We start from the raw sequence: 18664 nt of genomic DNA on the forward strand, positions 1-18664 counted from the left end.
ATCTCGTTCCTGCGGGATTACAGGACCCACCCTGCCAGTTTCCGGATCATGAGTCCGCTGATTGCGGACTTCATCGAGGAGATGAACAAGGATAGCGAGCTCACGAGCTGGACGGTTGCGCTTATCGGGAAGGACACAGGCCCGGACGACAAATACCGCACGGTTGGCGGTGCCTCGGTCAACATGCTGAAGCGGAGAAGAACGACAGAACATGCGGACCGTTACTCGATAAAGACCCTAATCTCGCCTCGCGATCAGGCCATCGATCTGACCGAAGCGGAATGGAAGGCAGCGCTCGATCTCAGCCAGAAGACCTGGCGCAACGACACGGATCGAAACGAAGGCAAGGAGCCACCCTCCGAACCGAGAGGTCCGCAGATTCGGCACGTACTTGGAGAAGGCGTCGCCGAAGCGGGCATTCCGGCTCGCCGGGAACGCGGCCTGCTCATGCTCTATCTGCTCGATCCCGATGGTGCGTGTGTCGATGAGCTGAAGGATGCCGATCCCGTCGTCGCCTGGGCAATCAGTTTTCCGTCAAGCACCTCCGAAAAAAGGGTCTCCAACTCGAGGTACATCGCCAACAGTGTACTGTGGGGGGGGCTCAATGACTGGGTGGACTGAGGAGGGTATCGCACGTGCCTGGCGAGCACTCGCGCGACAGGAAGCGGCGGAAGACTGGCGATTTGTGCATCTCACCGACATGGGCGCCGTCTCAATCGAGGCGGGTTGTCACTTTCCACTCGGACGGGAGGCGCTGATCGTCTCCTTTCCGGGATCGTGGCCGGTGAATCCGGCAAGGCTTCCTGAAGGCAAGGGCTTCGACGTCTCCTGCATCGAAGGTCAGACCGTATTCGCAGGCAAGACGGCGATTGCTCTCGTCAGGCGGCCAGAAGGCTCACCCGACATCTTCGTCATCATGGTCGTGGATGTCTTGAGAACTTTGGAGACTGCAGCCAACAGCGCGGGCCGTGAGGTTATGGAGGCCTTCCTCGAGCGGGTCAGGGAGTGGCAGGCTTTCATGGCCCGAACGCACCGCCCTCTTTCGTCCGACGCGCAGATCGGCCTGCTCGGCGAGCTTTGGATGCTCAGGTTGCTGGCGGACACTTCCCTAGGGGCGGGTGCTCTTGACTGCTGGCAGGGACCGCTGCGGGCGGCGCAGGACTTCCACATTCGGGGAGGCGCTGTAGAGGTGAAGAGCACGGTCCGGACTGGCAGCTTCCTCGCGCGGATCAACAGCATCGAACAGCTGGATGGTGACCGGGCGCCCATCTTCCTGTGCGCCTTCCGCTTCGAGGAAAACACCGATGGGATCTCGCTCGTCGGTCTTGTGACAGAACTCCGAGAGAGGTTCGGAGCGGCCGGAGTGCAACGCGGCTTCGAAGCGCTGCTCATGGTAATGGGATACCTCGATGAGCATGCAGTGCTCTACGAACGTACACTGACATTGAAGGATGTGAGGGTACTCCGCGCGGAAGGTGACATGCCGCGTCTTACGCGCGCTGCGCTTCCAGCTGCCATCCGCTCAGCTGCCTATGTACTCGACCTCGACGCGCTCGAGGTTCCCTTGATCGGACTTTCAGAGTTGATCAACGAATTTGGACTGGATTGACATGAGCCTCGAAGAATTTCACCGCAACTTTCGTTCCGACCTGCAGACCATCATCGCCGAGCGCGTAGAGGCTGGCGAAGGCCCCTTTCCTTCGGATGAGCTCGTCTTTGCGGAAATGGTCATGGAGCATGTCGCAGAAACCGGGATCTGCGAGGCCCCAACCGTTTGCCACTGGAGCGGCAAGGTCGGCAACGCGAAGCTTCGCATTACGGGCTACGCGCTCAGCTCCGATGAAACGGCCCTCGACTTATTCGTGACCCACTATTTCGGGACCGAAGAACTGAACGATCTCAGGGACTCGGATGCCACCGCAACCGCAAGCGAAGGAGTTCGATTTCTGTTTCGAGCGGCAAGCGGCAACCTCGATGCAAGGATCGATCCGACACATCCAGTCAGGGATCTGGTCACCACCATTCGTTCTCGCTGGGGCGACATCGACAGACTTCGTGTATTCGTGATCACCGATGGCAAGACCAAGACCAAACGATTCTCAAACAAGGAGGTTCACCAGAAGATGGTGGCCGTCGAGGCCATGGATATGGAGAGGCTGTTCCGCCACACCGAGGGCAAACCGCGAGACGAACTGGCCGTAAGTTTCGTTCAGTCGATCGGTTGGGCACTACCCTGCGTGCACGTCCCAGACCCGGACGCTGACTACGAGTATGCCCTTACTGCCATTCCCGGGCAACTCATCCGGGATCTCTATCTGCGATACGGGACGACGCTGCTCGAAGCCAACATTCGCACCTTTCTGGGGAACAAGCGCGCGGTCAACAAGGGCATCGTCGAAACGCTGCGAAAGGAACCGGAGCACTTCCTCGCCTTCAACAATGGCCTCGTGCTTGTCTGCGACGAAGCCGCCTTCGAGCGAACCGAGGACGGGAATCTGGGCCTGTCCTTCCTGAAGGGTCTGCAGATTGTGAACGGCGGCCAGACAACCTCGACCATCTACTTCTCATCCCGCGATGATCGCACGATCGATCTCAGCCATGTCATGGTCCCGGCCAAGATCATCATCCTCAAGGGATCGCAGGACGAGGCGCGCGAGAGACTGATAAGCAGCGTGTCCCGCTATGCGAACAGTCAGAACGCGGTGAAAATGTCCGACTTGTCGGCGAACCGCCCGTTCCATCGAGAGCTTGAGAAATTCGCGAACGACACCTGGTGCCCCGACGGCGCGACGAGATGGTTCTACGAGCGCGCAGCTGGCGCCTATAACGTCATGCTACTGAGAGAAGGCACCACACCGGCGAAGAGACGAAATCTGAAGGAGATGATCCCACCGAAACGCAAGCTGACCAAGAACGACATCGCGAAGTACCATGAAGCTTGGCGTTGCAAGCCAAACCAGGTCGCAATGGCTGGCGAGAAGAACTTCGCGGCCTTCATGACTGCTCTCGATGACGATCCGACCATTGTCCCCAGCCCGCTCGATGCTCGCTGGTACCGGGCGATGATTGCTAAGGTCATTCTGTTCAAGGCGATCGAGAGCATGATCAAGACGAAGGAAGCAAAGGAAGTATTCCGCCAGGGATGGGTCAACATCGCGACTTACGTCGTATCAGTGGTCGCCGATAGACTTGGTGATCGGCTCGACCTCGAGCAGATATGGATGCGGCAAGGGATTTCAGCTGGTCTGCGGGACCTGCTCTGGGACTGGGCCGTTGTCGTGAACGCCGAGTTCAACAGGATCGCCCCGGGCCAGCAGATTTCAGAAGTCGCGAAACGAGCCGACACATGGGCCAAAGTCAGAGCGGCGGACTACCCGCCTCATTCTTTGTCAATACCTGAAATAAAGCAATAGAGACCATTTGGTCAGCGCAGAAATGGCAAAAACTCGAGACATCGGCGAGACACGGAAACGTTCCGATGACATGATCTTGGTCGGGTACTTTCTGTCGCGTTGCACAGACTATTCCGATGGCAAGGTGCCAAGGCGCCTGCCTCACTGGGCGTCGACAGTTGGAATGGTGCGTACGACCTGTTCTTTGATGTGCTTTCGGACGGTCGCTCTCAACAGCAGTTTCGCCATACACTCAGGAATACGCGCGACATATTTGATTCCCTTTTTGACAATGGTCGAAAGGGTTGGTCGGATGGTCAGAAGCGAGGGGCAGAGCTTAGCGAACGAGACCGCGCAGTTCACGAACACTGGATACGGAACAGCGATGAAGATCTGTTCAGCAAGGTTCGTGAGTTTCTTGTAGAACAGCGTCGACACCGAAATCCGGATTGGACCCGTGACGAGCTAATCATTGCACTCGACTATCATCTGAATCATCGTAATTTTGATCCTCGGCCCCAATCTGAGGAAATCGGTGAACTCGCGCAGCATATCGCGAAAGTTGGTGCAGCCTTGGGCCTGATAGAACGTGGGTTGATTTTGCGAACGCCAGATGCAATCGCCATGAAGTTGCGAAACTTCAGTTCTTTCGACCCCCAATATACTGATAACGGCAGAAAGGGGCTAACCAATGGCAACAGGCTTGAAGTTGAGCTTTGGGAGGAGTTTTCGGGACGTCCGGACGAGGTGGCGCGGGTTGCAAATGGGATCTTGGAGTTAATCGGCGCCAGTGAAGCGGAGATCTTGGCTCTCGACGACCTCGAATTCGAAGCATCAGAAGGTCGAATAATGACCCGAGTTCATATTTCCCGAGAACGAAACAGCACACTCGTGAAGAAAAAGAAAGCCGCCGCGCTGAGACAGCATGGCTGTCTTGCCTGTGAGGTCTGTGGTTTCGATTTTTTGCAAACCTACGGAGAGAGGGGTCGGGAAATTATCGAATGCCACCACACCCTGCCAATTTCATCGCTCGGTGAACACGGCAAGACGAACCTGAAGAACCTTGCCTTGGTCTGTTCCAACTGCCACCGGATGATACACGCTCGACGCCCTTGGTGGTCAATTGACGATGCTAAGGCCGCGCTGAACGGCGCCAACGGATCAAGAACCCAAAGCTGAAAGGAGCAATCTCGAAATCTGTTTCGCGAGAAACGGCGGCACGGCATTTCCGACCTGGACATACTGCTGCGTGCGGTTGCCAAGAAACAGGTAATCGTCGGGAAATGTCTGCAGCCGAGCAGCTTCGCGCACCGTCAGGCTCCGGCACTGGATCGGATCGGGGTGAATGAAGTAGTGGCCATCTTTCGAGATGTGGCTCGTGACCGTGGTCGATGCCTCGTCCGCCAGCTGAACCCGGAAGCGGTCATTAAACACACCGCTGTGCCAGTTGCGGTGATCGGGGCTGAGCACCAGAGGAAAGTCGGCGGCCTTCGGGCTGTAGCCACGGACGGTCCCGAATACGGCGGCAAACAGGTAGCGACCCAGATCCGATGCCATGTGCCCGCGCGTCTCGTGCTGGGCGATCGCGCGAAGTTCCGGTCGCTCGATCCACTGCAGCAACTCATCGTTCGAAGTGCCATAGCCGTCTGGCAACCGTGACGCAGCCCGAACGGTAGGCGGATTTTCCTTCACTTGCTCCGAAACGGTCAGGAACGCTTCACGGAGCGCACGTTTCTCCTTCCCCTTGGAGATGCCGGCCAGCAGCTTCGCGGCGTCAAGGACTTCTCCTCGCCAGGCAGCGGCGTCGTCGCGCCCGCGGCTGATGCCGCTTCGCAAGGCGGGCATCGTTTCGATGACATCGCCGACGGTCCGCGCCATCCCAGATACAGCGATCTCCGCATCGGCGGCCCGTCCTACGAGGTCCGAACGGATGCCGACGATGATCACCCTGTGGCGACGCTGCGGGACTCCAAACACCTCGGTGCGCACGATGAAATCCGAAGGCTGTGTCGCCTCCTGCAGGTTGGCCTTGCCATCGTCGACCCGGACGGCACGGAGTTCGTAGTGATGGGCGTGATCCGTGCCGAGCGAGGACAAATCCTCCATCAGCATCTCGAAGACAAGTCTGCTCTCGACCGTCGACGAAAGCATGCCCTTGACGTTTTCCATCACGAAGGCGGCCGGACGAAGCTTGTCGAGAACCCGGATGTACTCGCGAAAAAGGTAGTGCCGCGCATCCTCTTCCGGGACATAGCCGACCTTGCCCCTAGAACGGGCGCGCCCCACTAGGGAATAGGCTTGGCAGGGCGGTCCGCCGATCAGAATCGTGTCGTCGTACTTTCGTTTCAGCTTCGCTATAGCGCCATCTATGGCGGTCGCCGCAGCCTCGGTTCCGAGTTCAAGCGCGCGGGCTTCGTCGATGGTATGCTGCCACGATTCAGCGTCGACGGCTGACCAATCTGGTTCGGATGCCAGCCCAGCATGGAAATCGATGAACTCTTTCGGCAAGACGCCATGACGCGCACGGTACTCGCGCAGAAAAGCCCGCAGCGTCAGGGTCCGATGGGCCGACGCCTCCTTCTCGACCGAGATGCCGATCCGGAACGGCGCATGTCCGTCCTCGATGTGGGACGCGAACCCCTCGCCAAGTCCGCCCGGGCCGGCAAACAGATCGACAATGCCGAAAGTGGAAGGCAAATCAGGCTCCTGACGAAGTTCATGCAACCGGTGTATACTAGAACCATAGGCGAAAACCAGGGCAGATGTGGCCGATATCGTGGACCAGCAGACCCGTTCCCGGATGATGTCCGGAATAAGGGGAAAGAACACCAAGCCCGAGCTGGCTCTCAGGCGGGCATTGCACGCGCACGGTTTCCGCTTCCGGCTTCATTCCGGCAACGTTCATGGTCGACCGGACCTTATCCTTCCGAAGTACCACGCCGTGGTCTTCGTGCACGGCTGCTTCTGGCATCGCCACGAAGGCTGTCGCTACACGACCACACCAACGACCCGACCGGATTTCTGGCAGGCGAAATTCGAGGCAAACATCGTTCGGGACAGGGCCGTTCGTATGATACTTCTGGAAGAGGAATGGCGCGTGGCAATAGTATGGGAATGCGCCCTGCGGAAGGAGGAACAGGTGGAGGCCTGTACAGAATGCTTGTCGATCTGGCTTCGATCGGACCAACCCCAGATCGAGATCGGCGATGTCGACGCATATCGACCCTAAGCGGAAGGGCGGTTTCCCCTTCGAGGCCATAAAGCTCCGCACCGTGGTGCTCGAGCGCTCTTGCTGAGCCGAAGTCAACATGGATGAAGCCCAGCGAGTCATATCCTCGAAAGAAAATCTGGCGAATGACAAAGAAAGATGGAACAGGCTTGCCAAAAGCTAAAGCCTGTTCGTTTGGGATCTGAAGCCCACTGCTTTCATCTTCTGCCATCGTTTTCTTTCCCACTTAAATTTCTGAAACTTCCAATACGCAAAGCGGGACTATGAATCGAATCTGGGTGCTGCCTTTCTGGCCCTATCGATGAGACATTTTTTTTCTTCGTAGCGAGTGTCCGAATCTGCAGCCAGGACATTGCCGTGACGATCGAGCGCGAGGGACATGTCACGCATCTAATTGCCGAGTGGGTCGAGGATATCTCGTCGATGTTCTTGACGCTTGCGCTGCCGGTGACGGTCGACATGGATGACGGGCGAGCGGGTGAGATGCCCACTCTGGCGGCGGAGATGTCCGCAACTCAGCCCGCCTATCCCAAGGAGCAGGCGGAAAAGCTCTTTTCGAACCGGGATCTTCATTGAGATTATGAAGCACAGGATCAGTCTGACCTTGTGTCAAATTCTACTGTTGTGCGATTGCAACACTCCTGACCTACAAGTCAAATCTCGCTTGGATCGAATCATCTGAGGCCGTTATCTGGCCTGCTCGGCCCATAGAGGCCACATTGAAATGTCTCAAAGGAAAGGAGGGTAAATGAATATGACAACCATCTGCTTCGCCCTCCTCGGGCAGCTTTCCATATAATTCGCTGCAAATAGGGTGAATTCCGGTCCGACAACAAGTCGGCCCAATCGCCCCCGACTTTGAGATATCACCATGGACAATCTTTCCATGGACCGCTTCTCCAGCGCAAACCGCTCGGGGGAAGTGGTCCACTTCCTTATTGAACATCCGGTCGCAACTGGACGCCAGTGCGCACGACAAACGCCGAACTTGCTCGTCGTTTTCGGTCTGGCGCGTGAATGCGCGTTGAAATCGATCTCGGCTCTTCGGTCGGCTGTTTTCTATCCCCGATACGGCTTTGAGGCGCGCCATGTTTGATAGCTTTCAGATATGGCTGGGCCAGATGATGCTGAATGATATCTTCGTCGGGGGTATCGCCCTTGGCAGCATCGGGATCGTCATGGCTGCGGCGCGCATTTTCGCAATGATGGTTGATCGACTGGTATCGCGTCGCGCCTGGGTCCGGCTGACCATCGATAACCGGTCCGCAGCCTATCGTCACCTCTGCCTGTGGATGGAAACGAACAGAGTTTTGACCGGGGTCAAGCATGTGCGGGCCACCGATAACGAATGGAGCAACGGCACCATTGACTACGCTCCGGCACCCGGCCGTCACTGGTTCGTCATGGGTGGCAGACTCTGCTATCTGCGCCGCGAGATAGACGAGAAATCCCGTGTAGGGGGAGCCAGTCGTCAACGCCCCATGGAAACACTGGAGGTCGGTATGCTGTTCGGGGGCCTTTCCGTCATCCAGGACTGGATCGCGGAAGGTGCACATATCGCCGCGACACGCGACCGTCGGGGGCCAATGCTCCATGTTTTCAAGGAAGGCCATTGGGATGATGTCGGCGAAATCCCCCGTCGCTCTATCGCCAGCGTGATCGACGAAGATCACCGAGCGAACCGAGTTCTCGATGACATGCGTTGGTTCTACAATGCCAGTGAATGGTATTCTGCGCGTGGCGTCCCATGGCGGCGCGGCTATCTCTTCCATGGCCCGCCCGGCACCGGGAAATCCAGTTTGATACGGGCCTTGGCATCAGAACTCGATCTCGACATTGCGGCCCTCGATATCAGCCGCCGCAACCTCACCGATGAGGACCTGCGTGAAGGGTTGATGTCCGCGCCTTGCCGCTGCCTGATCAGCATCGAGGATGTGGACGCGGTGTTCACCGGACGAGATGCGGGAGATCGGCGATATGGCATCAGCTTCTCGGGCCTCCTGAACGCATCGATGGGGTGGGATCCCAAGAAGGGCGGGCTCTGGTCATGACCACCAATCACCTCGAAAGACTGGATCCCGCCCTGATCCGTCCGGGTCGCGCAGATATGCATGTGGAACTGGGGCTGGTCGGAGCAGGTGCCGCCCGCGCTCTGTTTGAACGGTTTTTCCCCGACCATCACGCTGCAGCCGCTGAATTCGAGGCTGCGCTTGGCATACATCGCTTCAGCCCTGCGACGATACAGGGCTGGTTGCTGCGGTATCACGACGATCCCAAAGCGGCAGCGCAACCCGAAGAACTGATCCACCGAACCGACGCCACTTTCAACAATGGGATCGGGGTAGCATCCTGTAACATCCAGAAATCTAATGAGTGGCATGAACTGCCAGGAGAGGATGTTAATCAGCAGCAGCCCGTTGCTCCACATCCACCCAATGCTTGTTGATCGGCAGCTTCCGGGCACGACGCTCGAGATCGGCCAGCGTCACAGGCATGTAATCCCAGACATCGACCCCGGCGTTGACGGCATTGCGCGAGCCGAGCCAGTTGTTGTGGACATGGCCGAAGATCTGCAGCGCGCCCTTGCGCGCCCCGTTCCAGGTGATCATCGGGTAGTGACACAGGACGTTGCTTTTGCCATTGTCTTCGACTTCGGTCAGTTGCGTGACTGAATCCCAGGGCAATAGCTGTGTCAGTTCGCCGTCGTGATTGCCGACGACCAAGTGATTCTTCGCGCCCGGGAGTTGTCCGAAGATCATTTCCAGCCAGGCCACATCCTTCGCCGCAGGTCCGAAGGCGAAATCGCCGATGATCCAGAGCGTGTCCTCGGGTTTCACCACCTTCCACATGTTCTCGATTAAGGCGGAATCCATATGGCTCACCGAACGGAACGGGCGGTCACAGAACGGGATGATGTTTTCATGGCCAAAATGCGTGTCGGCGGTGTACCAGACGGTCATTCCGGTCTCTCGGTTTTATCCGTCACAACTTCATAGCTGTTCGCGTTTCGAAACAGCACCCGTCCGAAATCTTGAAAGACCAGGCTATCCGCCCCGATATTGCCGCACTGACAATAGGCCATGCCGATGGTCGCGCCCTTGGGCGCCGAGACATCCCGATGCCAGCTCTCGACGATCGTGTCGCAGCGTAGACATCTGACGCGAAACGGCCCGGGTGTCCTGTCTGTAGCAAGATGTGAGGGTTCCTTTCCCATGTCGTCATGTCCTCCGAATTTTCGTCGGATATTCCAATACTTTCATTTTCATAACTTTTCCTTACCGACCGGAGGCCCAAAATCCACTTCGCCATGTGCGTTCTCGGGGTTAATCTCAGAAATAAGATCATCCAGAGACGGCCTAAGATCAGCGTTGTCGTCGAGTATTTTCCTCGAGTGGCTGGTTAGCAATTTCGCTTCGTCCGGAGGGATATCCTCCGTGTGGCGGGCGTAGGTCATGCCGCCAGAGGACAGATCCCGCTTCAATGCCGCAACCAACTGCTCTTTCAACTCATCGGACATGTCTTCGAGCGTGTAAGCGTTTTGGTCTTTCTTGCTCATGGCTCGCTCCTTCGCGTTTGGCCATTGCAGATAATTCAGGACTTGATGTCGGGGAACTGATCTACCGGCTCAAGCGGCTCAACACTGGTCAGCACGTCGATTAAATTCTTACGGCCCATAGAGCTATACCGATGACGACCGGTCGCAATGAACAGACGACAGAATCTTTCCCAATCGTGCAGGTAAATCATCTGCTCACCGGTCGTACTATCGCGCAGAATAGTCGATCCGGCAGCACTTTCTAGCCAAAACTCCCAGAATGGGAGGGCCTCGATGTCGCTCTGCCGAACCAACCCTCGGACAACCGGCAGGCCAAAAAATGTTCTGTTCGTCATTCCCCACCCCATATCCTGTCGAAACAGGATTTGAATTCGTCGCTATGATACCAAGACCATCGGGGACGCCAGTGTTACCCAAATCTCCGCGGAACCGAAATAAGCGGTAATTTTACCAAAAGTTGCTACAACGAGATACGGGGACGCCAACGCCGGATTATCGATTTTGGCAGCACGCGCTTCCCGCTATCGCGCCATCCCTGAAGGTAAGATTGTGAAACCACCCATTTCTGCTTGCCGCCGGTAGGAAGACCGTCGAATTGTTGCGTCAAGGTGGACACATCCAGATCCGCTGGTAGATCCTTTTTTACCTTTGCTACGAAATCGATTGATTCCTGGGTCGGAATGTAGACTTCGATCGTTTTCTGCCCCTTGGCCGTGACAGCTTGTTCCTCCTGAACGTCAATCAGGCCATGGATTACGAGGAGCTCAGCGCTGTCCTGCGGAATGTAACCGAAATCGACCGCGACCAGTATCAGCAGGCCGAGCATGCTGTCAGTTTCATCCGAACTGAATTGATCCTGCAGTTGCATGCCGAGTCTATAGTTTCATATCGGAAGGTTCGATGCTGTCTCCCGAAATCTGTTCGAGGATTTGACGATCCGTTTCCTCGAGATCCTCCCGTGCTAACTCATAATCAACCAAACTGAAGCGTATCGTGGACTGGCCGGCCTCGGTTTCATATCTCGCGGTAAAAACGGCAGAACATTCTGGCGGGGCGACGGGGCGCCGGTCGGAATCGAACGCATAGCCTTGATACGTCAGATGCGTGCAAGGCTCTTCCTCTTGTGGCGAAAGTTGGCCGGAAGGCGTCCAGACATATTTGACCATCCTTCCACCGAGTCCATCAGCCCCCGCCCAACTTGGTTTACCGTATAGTTCCTCGATCTGAGCAGCTAGTGCGGCGGGATCGGGTAGTTCAGCATTTGGTTTCCGCATGGTGCGCCAGAGGCCGATAAGACGACCCTCAAGCACAGGTGTCGAATTTCTCAGTGTTATTTCCTCGTAGGGCTCATTTCCCATCCTAGTCCGCAAGCCGATGCCTGCTGTATCGTAGCCAATGGTGATGTCTGCTTCGAAGCGCAGCCCGTCGGGTGACGTCACGACTTGTTGGATAACCTTGGGATTGAGTGATCCACCCAGATGCTCTTCGAGCTCAGGTATGGTTTCTGTCGCAATCTGACCGGGCTGGAGATCGAGAATCTTGTACGGGTAAGGGCGCGGATCGGGCGCTGGCAGTGGTGTTAGGTCGTCAGCGAAGGCTGGACCGACGGCCATGCAGAAAATGGCGGCGCGAAATATCTGGTTGTTCACTGGCAGTACTCCCCAATCTTCACAAAATGAATCATTCACTGCAAATGATACGATAAGTCCGTGGACGATCAAGCATCTTTTCGATGCAAGAATGTGCATGGAGAAAACGTTCACGGTCAACGACTTTGGCAAGCGTTTGCGGGAGCTGCGTAAATCACGCGGCTACTCGCAGGAAAGCTTTGCATTGCTGGTTGAGCTAGACCGAACATATATCGGCGGAATCGAGCGTGGTGAACGAAACCCGGGTCTTAAGGTAATCTTGAAAATTGCGGAGGCCCTGGAGATTCCCCCCCAAGAGTTATTCTTCAATGGAAATCGGTCTGCTTAGGCGGCCGATGACTTATCACTGGGTTTTCATCCAGCGACGACTTGAGCCGGGTTGCTATTGGTTACAGTTGAGGCGGCACGGATCTGCCACAACGAAAGCTTTCGGCAAGTACGTCTGCAAGTTTGCGGGCGATCTCATTGAGGCTGCCCCTTGCAGCATTTCATCCAGAGTAACGCCGGCGCCACGTGCAACCGGCTCGAACACGTCGCGGGAATGGGAACCTATCTCAGAGGCTTCTGGGATCGCATGCGATCTGATGCAGACGACGCGGGTCCCGGTTGGACCGAGTTCCGCTGCCAGCAGCCGTGTCATAGCTTCTGTTGCCGCACATGAAACTCTGTAGCCGAGATAGTGTGGACCGACACGGCCAAAAGCCGATGTCACGGGGGCATTGAGGCGGAAGCGCGCGGAAATCCATCGGGGCTCGCGGCTACGATATGTCGGGCCGCTCAAAGAAGCTTCGGACGCCCCCTCGCGCTCAGGCGGCGTCCGAAGCTTCTTTTGCGATAAGCGCGGCGTACTTCCACGGAAGCAGATCATCCAGGCGGGTCATTTTCTGATCGGCGATGCGTCCCAGAACCCATATCAGCCAAGCGTCGTTTATATACGGCGTCAGATCATTGTTCGTGGCTATGAAAGCTGCGACTGCACTTTGGTGCACAACGCCCTGCCGGAACCATATCGTCAACTCACAGGCATGGCTCTCAGTCCCATGCCCCGTGCTCGGTTCGGTCATCACCGCCGAGATCATGTTGATTGCTCCGGAGCAGTTGGGGCAGAATTGACTTCCAAGCCTCCAGCATAGAGCGGAAATAGTCAGGGTCGTCTTTCAAAACCGTCTGTACTCCCATGCCACGCACCAAGCAGACAGTCATGTTCAACGCGACGCGCGTTGACTGAGGCAACCCATCGGCCTGTTTTTCGAATTCCCCCCAGATGCCGTCCAGAGCCGCGTGAAAGTCCCTCACCACCGGTATCATACGCTCTCGAAGCTCTGCGTCAGTTCGGGCTTCATTGATGAATTCCAAAGAGATGTAGAAGAACCGGCCCGAGAACATTTGCCACAGAAACTCCACGAAATCCCCAAGGCTCACCTCCTGGCGCGCGACTCTGCTAGCGGTTTCCCTGATTTCACGTGTTCCTTCGCCCAGAAGGTCTTCCATCGCTGCGATGATGATATCAGACCGGGTAGGAAAATGATGCAGTAGAGCGCCACGTGACACCCCGGCGCGACGGGAGAACTCTGGCGTTGACGCGGAATTGTAGCCCAGATCATAAATGACCTCGAGCGCTGCCTCGATCAGTTTCTCGCGCATCGCGATGCTACGGGCCTGCACTGGTTTCTCGCTGCGTCTCGGTCCTGAAGTTATGTCGGCCATTGATCCTCCCCTGGGAACCGGATCGACACTATGCCGTCAATAGGCGAGCGACGGAAGCCAGAGCGTCAAGATCGGAAACGCGATCAGGATGATCAGCGTCAGTAGGTCCATCGCGAGAAACCAGGTGATGCCACGGAAGATCTCCGGCAGGGTCACGCGATTGTTGAGCGCCCCGTTAATCATATAGACATTCAGCCCGATCGGTGGCGTTATCAACCCGATTTCCAGGAGCTTGATGACGATGATCCCGAACCAAACCGGGTTGATGTCGGCCTCGTTCACAAGCGGGACAAGGATCGGCAGGGTCAAAAGCAGCAGGCCAATGCTGTCGATCAGCATACCTAGGACGAGGTAGATCACGGCCACGGCAAACAGGATCCACCAGGTTTCGGTGCTGACCGAGAGGATTGCGTCGGAAAACGCCCGTGGGAAGCCAGACAGCGCCAAAAAACGCGTGAAGAAGAGCGATCCGATCAGAATGATAAAAATGGAGGCAGTAGAGACCACAGCCTGCGTGACTGCCTCGAACAGTGCGGCACGTGTCAGCTTGCGCCGGACGACGGCAATGACTAGTGCCGCAAAAGCACCCAGCGCGCCGGCCTCCGTGGGCGAGAAAATGCCTGAGAAGATGCCACCCAGAACCACGAGGATCAGGGTCGGCAGCGGCCAGACATCGCGGAACGCCTCGCGCCGCTCCTCCGGGGTCGGGTTGATCTCGACCGTTCCTGCAAGACTTGGGGTCACCTTCACCCTAACCATGATCATTACCATGTAGATCAGCGCCGAGAGCAATCCGGGCAGGAATCCCGCCATGAAGAGTTGCCCCACCGAAACCTGCGCGTAGACGCCGTAAAGGATCAGCAGGACAGAGGGAGGGATCAGCGAACCCAGCGTGCCCGAAGCGGCGATGGTGCCGGTCGCCAGTCCACGGTCATAGCCGTTGTTCAGCATCTCGGGAACCGCCATGCGCGACATCGCCGAGGCCGTCGCAACCGACGAGCCGGAGGCCGCAGCGAAGAAAGCGCAGGCTCCAACAGAGGTGATTGCAAGGCCTCCAGGCAGCCGGGCAAGATAAAGCCTGAGCGCCAGGAAAAGCCCGCGGGTCATGTCGGTCGAAGAGCAGATGAAGCCCATCAGGAGAAACATAGGTGCGGCCGAAAGCTCCCACTGGCCAACATAGTCGAAGGGCGTGGCAGAAATCATGCCCCATGCAACATTCATGTTGAACATGATCCCGATGCCCGCGATGGACACGAGGCCAAGGGCCAGTCCGATCGGCACTCGGATCGCGATCAGCACGAGCGCGGCAGCGACACCTGCGATTCCGATTTCCAGATTGCTCATTGGGTGGCCTCCCGAAGCGCATGGGCGGGGCGGATCAAAGTGCTTGCCGCCGGATGATGGCGCGCAGCAGGTTCGCCAGCACTGCCAGCAATGCGCCCGCGAACCCGATGGGTAGGGCCCAGCGGGCCGGCCAGATGTAGAACCGGAAATTGCTCATCGCCTCCTCCGCGCGCAGGGTCGCGCGGGTGGCGTCGAGCAGGGATTGCCAGAACAGCATTCCGAAGAAGATCAACCCCAGCAGGCAGGCGAAGATGTAGAGGGCAAGCTGTACCGATTTTGGCATCATCTGCGCGAAAAGATCAACGCGGATGTTCTCGTTTTTGTACTCGACATACCCAAGCGCAAGAAACACCAGCGCCACCATGTAGTAGAATGACACCCATTCAAGCGTACCGACGATTTGGCCGTTGACAAAATAGCGCACACCCACGTCGAGCGTGATATGTATCATCATCAGGAGCATCACGAGACAGGCCGCGGTTACGGTGCCGATGTTCAGCCAGCGGATGGCGCCCAGGACGATTTGCATCGTGAAACCTTGCCTTCCTTGGAGCATCTAGCGGGCCTGCAAGCGGTGCAGGCCCGGGGCCCACACACAGATCAATTCACACCGTAGGTCGACGCGTCGATCTTGCTGAAGATCTCCTGCATGGCAAGCTCGGTTAACCCGTCCTCGTCAGTGGCGTCGACATCGACCAGCAGATCCTTCCATTTCTGCATCGTCGCCTCGAAATCGCTGATCAAAGCCTGGGGTTCGGCCACGCCGAAATCGGTACCTGCCTTCTCGGCGGCAGCTGCGGATGTCCGGTCGCGGAATTCCGCCACGTGGTCGGCCAGGTCCTGCTCCGGTTCGTAGACGTTGCCGCCCGCATCCCTGGACGCCTGAAGGCCGGCCTCAACCTTTTCATTGTAGGCAATTACCATGCGCGCCATCGACCGTGCCGAGGCCTCCATCAGTACTTCGCGCTGTTCGGGGGTGAGGCCAGCCCAGAAATCGGGATTGTAACCCCATTGCGGCCCCGACCAGTACATGCCGGTCGACAAAAGCGTCGTGTGCTCGGCCACTTCGAGGAGAGAGCGGTCCACGAGGTCGCTTGCGGCGTTGGTGGCGCAGTCGAGCGTTCCGCGCTCGAGGCCGGTATACATCTCGCTCGACGGCACGTTGACCGGAATGCCGCCGGCCTCTTCGACCCAGACCGATACGGCCGATCCCGCAGTGCGGATGCGCTTTCCCTTCATTTCCTCGAGAGTACGTACCGGGCTTGAGCACATCAGCACATAGGCCGGGGTCGCGTAGGCGCCAAGGTAAACCAGCCCCTTGTCCTGCCACTCCTGAAGCTGGACTTCATTATTCATCGAGAAATCGGTGACGGCAAAGATCGCAGCGACGGGATCGGAATAGGCGAAGCCCAGTTCCTGCACTGCATTGGCAACCGGCAGATCCGAGGGCGTGTAGATCGCCGCGTGATGTGCGACCTGCACGACGTTGTCCTGGATACCCTGCAGTGACGCGCGCGGTGCCAGCAGGACGGTGCCTGTGTAAACCTCGGGAACCAGGTCACCTTCGGACAGTTCCTGCACCAGTTCGGCCCAGCGAATATAGCCCTCGCCAGACATTGGCACGGCGCCGTCGTAGAAGCTGTTGGCGATGAAGTTGGTTTCCGCGGACGCAGCGCCGGCCATCATCAAACCGGCAAGCGTGGTAAAAGACAGCAGTTTTTTCATGGTTGTTCCCCTGTTGGTTGGAAATGCAAACCGCCAACTGTTTTTATGCTTGGTCGCGGCGGTATTGCGGATGGTCATATACTCCCGCTCTCATGTGCCTCTGCCATTTCCCTTAGAGAGTTGAACCGGAAGGTTGTCTCCGCCAACTGCCCGGGATCCATCGTGGCTCCGAAGCCCTGCTTCTGGTGACGTCGATAGATCCAGGCGTTGTCGAGTCCGTTGGCGCGCGCCGGCACATGGTCGTGAAACATGCTCTCGGCTGTATGTAGCAGTTCGGTCTTCGCGATCCCCAGACGCTCTATCCCGGCAAGCAGATAATCGAAATTCCGCTGCGCCGGCTTGTAACTGCCGATATCCTCGGCGGTGAATACCCCGTCCCAATCGATACCCAGCTTGCGGGCCGAACCGGCGAAGCTACGATTGTCAACATTCGAGAGGACGATCATCCGGTAATGTAGCTTGAGATAGGCCAGCGCGTCTGCGTTGTCGGGAAAGGCCGGCCAATCAGGAACACTCGCGCCATAGCGTTCGCATTCCTCCCAATCAACGGCCAGGCCCAATTCCTCGGCGCAGCGGCGATAGACTGTAGCCAAAAGGCTAGAATAGGTCCTTCCAGGTGTCTGAGCCTGTGCGGCACTCTCGTTGCGGGCATGCATTTCGAGAACCGCGTCATCGGACATCTCTGTGCCCAATCGGTCGGTCAGCGGCTTTAGCCCGGCCAGCATCCCGCTTTCCCAGTCAATCAGCGTTCCATACACATCGAAGCTGAGCGCGGTATAATCCCTGAGCCTTGCCATCAGAGCCCCGCGGCCTTCTTGACCGCCTCCCCGCCCTTGAGAATAAGCGGCATGTACACGCCTTGCTCCGTCAAGAGTTTGAGGTCTTCTAGCGGGTTGCCGTCGACTGCGATGATGTCGGCATGAGCGCCGGGCGCGATAGTGCCGATCTGCCCCTCCATCCGCAGCACCTTGGCCGCATCCAACGTGGCGGAACGAATTACGGCATCTGCCGGGATATAGCGACCGCGCAAGGTGAATTCGTCCGACTGCGCGGTCTGCATCCCGCCAAGAAGATCCGAGCCGTAACCCATGATAGCGCCCGCCGCATATAGCTTCTCGAGCCGTTCCAGTCCGTGTTCACGTACGTCCGAGACCTTGGCAAGGGATGCCGGCGGCAGACCGAATTCCGCGCCTTTGCGGGCAAGCAGGTCGTAGGTGATATTGGTCGGCACAACGGGGATGCGCTCCTTCGCGATGCGCGCAATGGTCGCGTCAGAGATAAGGTTGCCGTGCTCAATGCACTCGAAACCGCAGTCCAGCGCCCGGACGATTGCCTCGTCGGAATAGAGATGTCCTGTTGCGTAAGTGCCGAAACTCCTTGCGATCTCGACCAGCGCCTTCAGCTCATCGACCGAGAACACGAGATAGCCGATCGGGTCGGACGGTGAGGACACGCCGCCATCCGCCATCACCTTGATAAACTGAGCACCGTTCTTGATTTCCTCCCGTGCAGCTCGCTGCACCTCTGGAACGCCGTCACAGATGCGCCCCATGGCGCCCAGGCTCTGGTCGTACCAGGCGACCGATTTGTTGTCAAAAGGACCACGGTAATCGGTATGCCCTCCGGTCTGCGACAGGGCCTTGCCACAGATCACCAGTCGTGGGCCGAGAAATGCGCCTTCTTCGACCGCCACCTGCAAACCCCGATCAGCGCCGCCTAGGTCGCGCACGGTGGTGAAACCGCGCATCAGCATATTGCGCATCAGCACGCTACTGCGCGCAGCAATCAGTGACGACGGCAATGCCGCATTCAGCCCCAGATTGGCCGTCGAGGCGATGACGTGGACGTGGCAATCCACCAATCCTGGCATCACTGTCAGGCCGTCGAGATCAAGCACCTCGTCAGTCGTTGCTGTGGCTGCAGTACCGACATCGCGGATTATCCCATTTTCGATCACGATCCCCATGGGTTCGGTCGGTTCGGTCGCGGTCCCGTCAACGATCCGGGCATTTTTCAGGAGTTTTACGGTCATATCACCTCGTATTCCCGGATAGCGCCAGGT

Annotated in this window: 23 protein-coding genes; 10 read left to right on the plus strand and 13 right to left on the minus strand. The window is 57.6% G+C overall.

The window, feature by feature from the left end; genetic code table 11:
• Positions 1 to 48 precede the first annotated feature (48 nt).
• The 4 genes from A7A09_RS21590 to A7A09_RS21595 all read left to right on the plus strand — a co-directional run bounded on the left by A7A09_RS21590 (position 49) and on the right by A7A09_RS21595 (position 4571).
• The gene (locus A7A09_RS21590) at positions 49 to 621 is read left to right on the plus strand and encodes a hypothetical protein (protein ID WP_245999361.1); all 573 of its coding nucleotides are present in this window, start codon (positions 49 to 51) and stop codon (positions 619 to 621) included.
• Positions 605 to 1609: a PD-(D/E)XK motif protein gene (locus tag A7A09_RS14140; RefSeq protein ID WP_106691996.1), complete on the plus strand. Its 1005-nt coding sequence runs from the start codon at positions 605 to 607 to the stop codon at positions 1607 to 1609. The genes A7A09_RS21590 and A7A09_RS14140 overlap by 17 nt, the downstream gene beginning before the upstream one ends.
• A gap of 1 nt (position 1610) precedes the next feature.
• Entirely contained in the window at positions 1611 to 3413 is a 1803-nt protein-coding gene (locus A7A09_RS14145) for an AIPR family protein (protein ID WP_106691997.1), read from the plus strand.
• Positions 3414 to 3512: 99 nt separating this feature from the next.
• Positions 3513 to 4571 carry an HNH endonuclease gene (locus A7A09_RS21595; protein ID WP_245999362.1) on the plus strand — a complete coding sequence of 353 codons (1059 nt, stop codon included), beginning with the start codon at positions 3513 to 3515 and terminating at the stop codon, positions 4569 to 4571.
• Here A7A09_RS21595 and A7A09_RS14160 read toward each other — a convergent pair.
• Positions 4554 to 6089: a DNA cytosine methyltransferase gene (locus A7A09_RS14160; RefSeq protein ID WP_211341137.1), complete on the minus strand. Its 1536-nt coding sequence runs from the start codon at positions 6087 to 6089 to the stop codon at positions 4554 to 4556. The two genes, A7A09_RS21595 and A7A09_RS14160, sit on opposite strands and share 18 nt — an antisense overlap.
• Positions 6090 to 6195: 106 nt before the next feature.
• Between A7A09_RS14160 and A7A09_RS14165 the strand changes: the two genes are divergently transcribed.
• The 5 genes from A7A09_RS14165 (at position 6196) to A7A09_RS20565 (ending at position 9067) form a co-directional block, all read left to right on the plus strand.
• Positions 6196 to 6621 (plus strand): very short patch repair endonuclease, encoded by a 426-nt coding sequence (locus A7A09_RS14165; RefSeq protein WP_366466074.1) that lies wholly within the window; start codon positions 6196 to 6198, stop codon positions 6619 to 6621.
• A gap of 357 nt (positions 6622 to 6978) precedes the next feature.
• Positions 6979 to 7197 carry a hypothetical protein gene (locus A7A09_RS14170; protein ID WP_106692001.1) on the plus strand — a complete coding sequence of 73 codons (219 nt, stop codon included), beginning with the start codon at positions 6979 to 6981 and terminating at the stop codon, positions 7195 to 7197.
• A 295-nt stretch (positions 7198 to 7492) separates the two neighbouring features.
• Positions 7493 to 7717: a hypothetical protein gene (locus A7A09_RS20560; RefSeq protein ID WP_148043682.1), complete on the plus strand. Its 225-nt coding sequence runs from the start codon at positions 7493 to 7495 to the stop codon at positions 7715 to 7717.
• Positions 7710 to 8672 carry an AAA family ATPase gene (locus tag A7A09_RS14175; RefSeq protein ID WP_106692002.1) on the plus strand — a complete coding sequence of 321 codons (963 nt, stop codon included), beginning with the start codon at positions 7710 to 7712 and terminating at the stop codon, positions 8670 to 8672. The genes A7A09_RS20560 and A7A09_RS14175 overlap by 8 nt, the downstream gene beginning before the upstream one ends.
• The gene (locus A7A09_RS20565) at positions 8669 to 9067 is read left to right on the plus strand and encodes a hypothetical protein (RefSeq protein ID WP_148043683.1); all 399 of its coding nucleotides are present in this window, start codon (positions 8669 to 8671) and stop codon (positions 9065 to 9067) included. Before A7A09_RS14175 ends, A7A09_RS20565 begins: the two co-directional genes overlap by 4 nt.
• Here A7A09_RS20565 and A7A09_RS14180 read toward each other — a convergent pair.
• The 6 genes from A7A09_RS14180 to A7A09_RS14205 form a co-directional block, all read right to left on the minus strand.
• Complete coding sequence (locus A7A09_RS14180; RefSeq protein ID WP_106692003.1) at positions 9021 to 9581, minus strand: metallophosphoesterase; 561 nt, start codon at positions 9579 to 9581, stop codon at positions 9021 to 9023. The two genes, A7A09_RS20565 and A7A09_RS14180, sit on opposite strands and share 47 nt — an antisense overlap.
• Complete coding sequence (locus tag A7A09_RS14185; RefSeq protein ID WP_123225491.1) at positions 9578 to 9835, minus strand: hypothetical protein; 258 nt, start codon at positions 9833 to 9835, stop codon at positions 9578 to 9580. The genes A7A09_RS14180 and A7A09_RS14185 overlap by 4 nt, the downstream gene beginning before the upstream one ends.
• A 48-nt stretch (positions 9836 to 9883) precedes the next feature.
• Positions 9884 to 10177 (minus strand): AbrB/MazE/SpoVT family DNA-binding domain-containing protein, encoded by a 294-nt coding sequence (locus tag A7A09_RS14190; protein WP_106692004.1) that lies wholly within the window; start codon positions 10175 to 10177, stop codon positions 9884 to 9886.
• A 35-nt stretch (positions 10178 to 10212) separates the two neighbouring features.
• Positions 10213 to 10512 carry a hypothetical protein gene (locus A7A09_RS14195; RefSeq protein WP_148043684.1) on the minus strand — a complete coding sequence of 100 codons (300 nt, stop codon included), beginning with the start codon at positions 10510 to 10512 and terminating at the stop codon, positions 10213 to 10215.
• A 125-nt stretch (positions 10513 to 10637) separates the two neighbouring features.
• Positions 10638 to 11045, minus strand: a complete 408-nt coding sequence (locus A7A09_RS14200; protein WP_106692006.1) for a hypothetical protein — start codon at positions 11043 to 11045, stop codon at positions 10638 to 10640.
• 7 nt (positions 11046 to 11052) lie between these two features.
• Complete coding sequence (locus A7A09_RS14205; protein ID WP_148043685.1) at positions 11053 to 11826, minus strand: hypothetical protein; 774 nt, start codon at positions 11824 to 11826, stop codon at positions 11053 to 11055.
• Between the two features lie 97 nt (positions 11827 to 11923).
• On the opposite strand from A7A09_RS14205, the gene A7A09_RS14210 reads away from it, so the two are divergent.
• Positions 11924 to 12154: a helix-turn-helix domain-containing protein gene (locus tag A7A09_RS14210; protein ID WP_106692051.1), complete on the plus strand. Its 231-nt coding sequence runs from the start codon at positions 11924 to 11926 to the stop codon at positions 12152 to 12154.
• Positions 12155 to 12858: 704 nt separating this feature from the next.
• Here A7A09_RS14210 and A7A09_RS14225 read toward each other — a convergent pair.
• The 6 genes from A7A09_RS14225 to A7A09_RS14250 all read right to left on the minus strand — a co-directional run bounded on the left by A7A09_RS14225 (position 12859) and on the right by A7A09_RS14250 (position 18634).
• Positions 12859 to 13533 (minus strand): TetR/AcrR family transcriptional regulator, encoded by a 675-nt coding sequence (locus tag A7A09_RS14225; RefSeq protein ID WP_106692009.1) that lies wholly within the window; start codon positions 13531 to 13533, stop codon positions 12859 to 12861.
• A 36-nt stretch (positions 13534 to 13569) separates the two neighbouring features.
• On the minus strand, positions 13570 to 14877 hold the full coding sequence (locus A7A09_RS14230) for a TRAP transporter large permease (protein ID WP_076527238.1): 1308 nt from the start codon (positions 14875 to 14877) through the stop codon (positions 13570 to 13572).
• Between the two features lie 34 nt (positions 14878 to 14911).
• The gene (locus A7A09_RS14235; RefSeq protein WP_076527239.1) at positions 14912 to 15406 is read right to left on the minus strand and encodes a TRAP transporter small permease subunit; all 495 of its coding nucleotides are present in this window, start codon (positions 15404 to 15406) and stop codon (positions 14912 to 14914) included.
• Between the two features lie 71 nt (positions 15407 to 15477).
• The gene (locus A7A09_RS14240) at positions 15478 to 16602 is read right to left on the minus strand and encodes a C4-dicarboxylate TRAP transporter substrate-binding protein (RefSeq protein ID WP_076527261.1); all 1125 of its coding nucleotides are present in this window, start codon (positions 16600 to 16602) and stop codon (positions 15478 to 15480) included.
• A gap of 74 nt (positions 16603 to 16676) precedes the next feature.
• Positions 16677 to 17399, minus strand: a complete 723-nt coding sequence (locus A7A09_RS14245; RefSeq protein WP_106692010.1) for a haloacid dehalogenase type II — start codon at positions 17397 to 17399, stop codon at positions 16677 to 16679.
• Positions 17399 to 18634 (minus strand): metal-dependent hydrolase family protein, encoded by a 1236-nt coding sequence (locus A7A09_RS14250; protein ID WP_106692011.1) that lies wholly within the window; start codon positions 18632 to 18634, stop codon positions 17399 to 17401. The genes A7A09_RS14245 and A7A09_RS14250 overlap by 1 nt, the downstream gene beginning before the upstream one ends.
• Between the last annotated feature and the right edge of the window lie 30 nt (positions 18635 to 18664).

This window comes from Paracoccus methylarcula (assembly GCF_003007735.2).
Taxonomy (GTDB): domain Bacteria; phylum Pseudomonadota; class Alphaproteobacteria; order Rhodobacterales; family Rhodobacteraceae; genus Paracoccus; species Paracoccus methylarcula.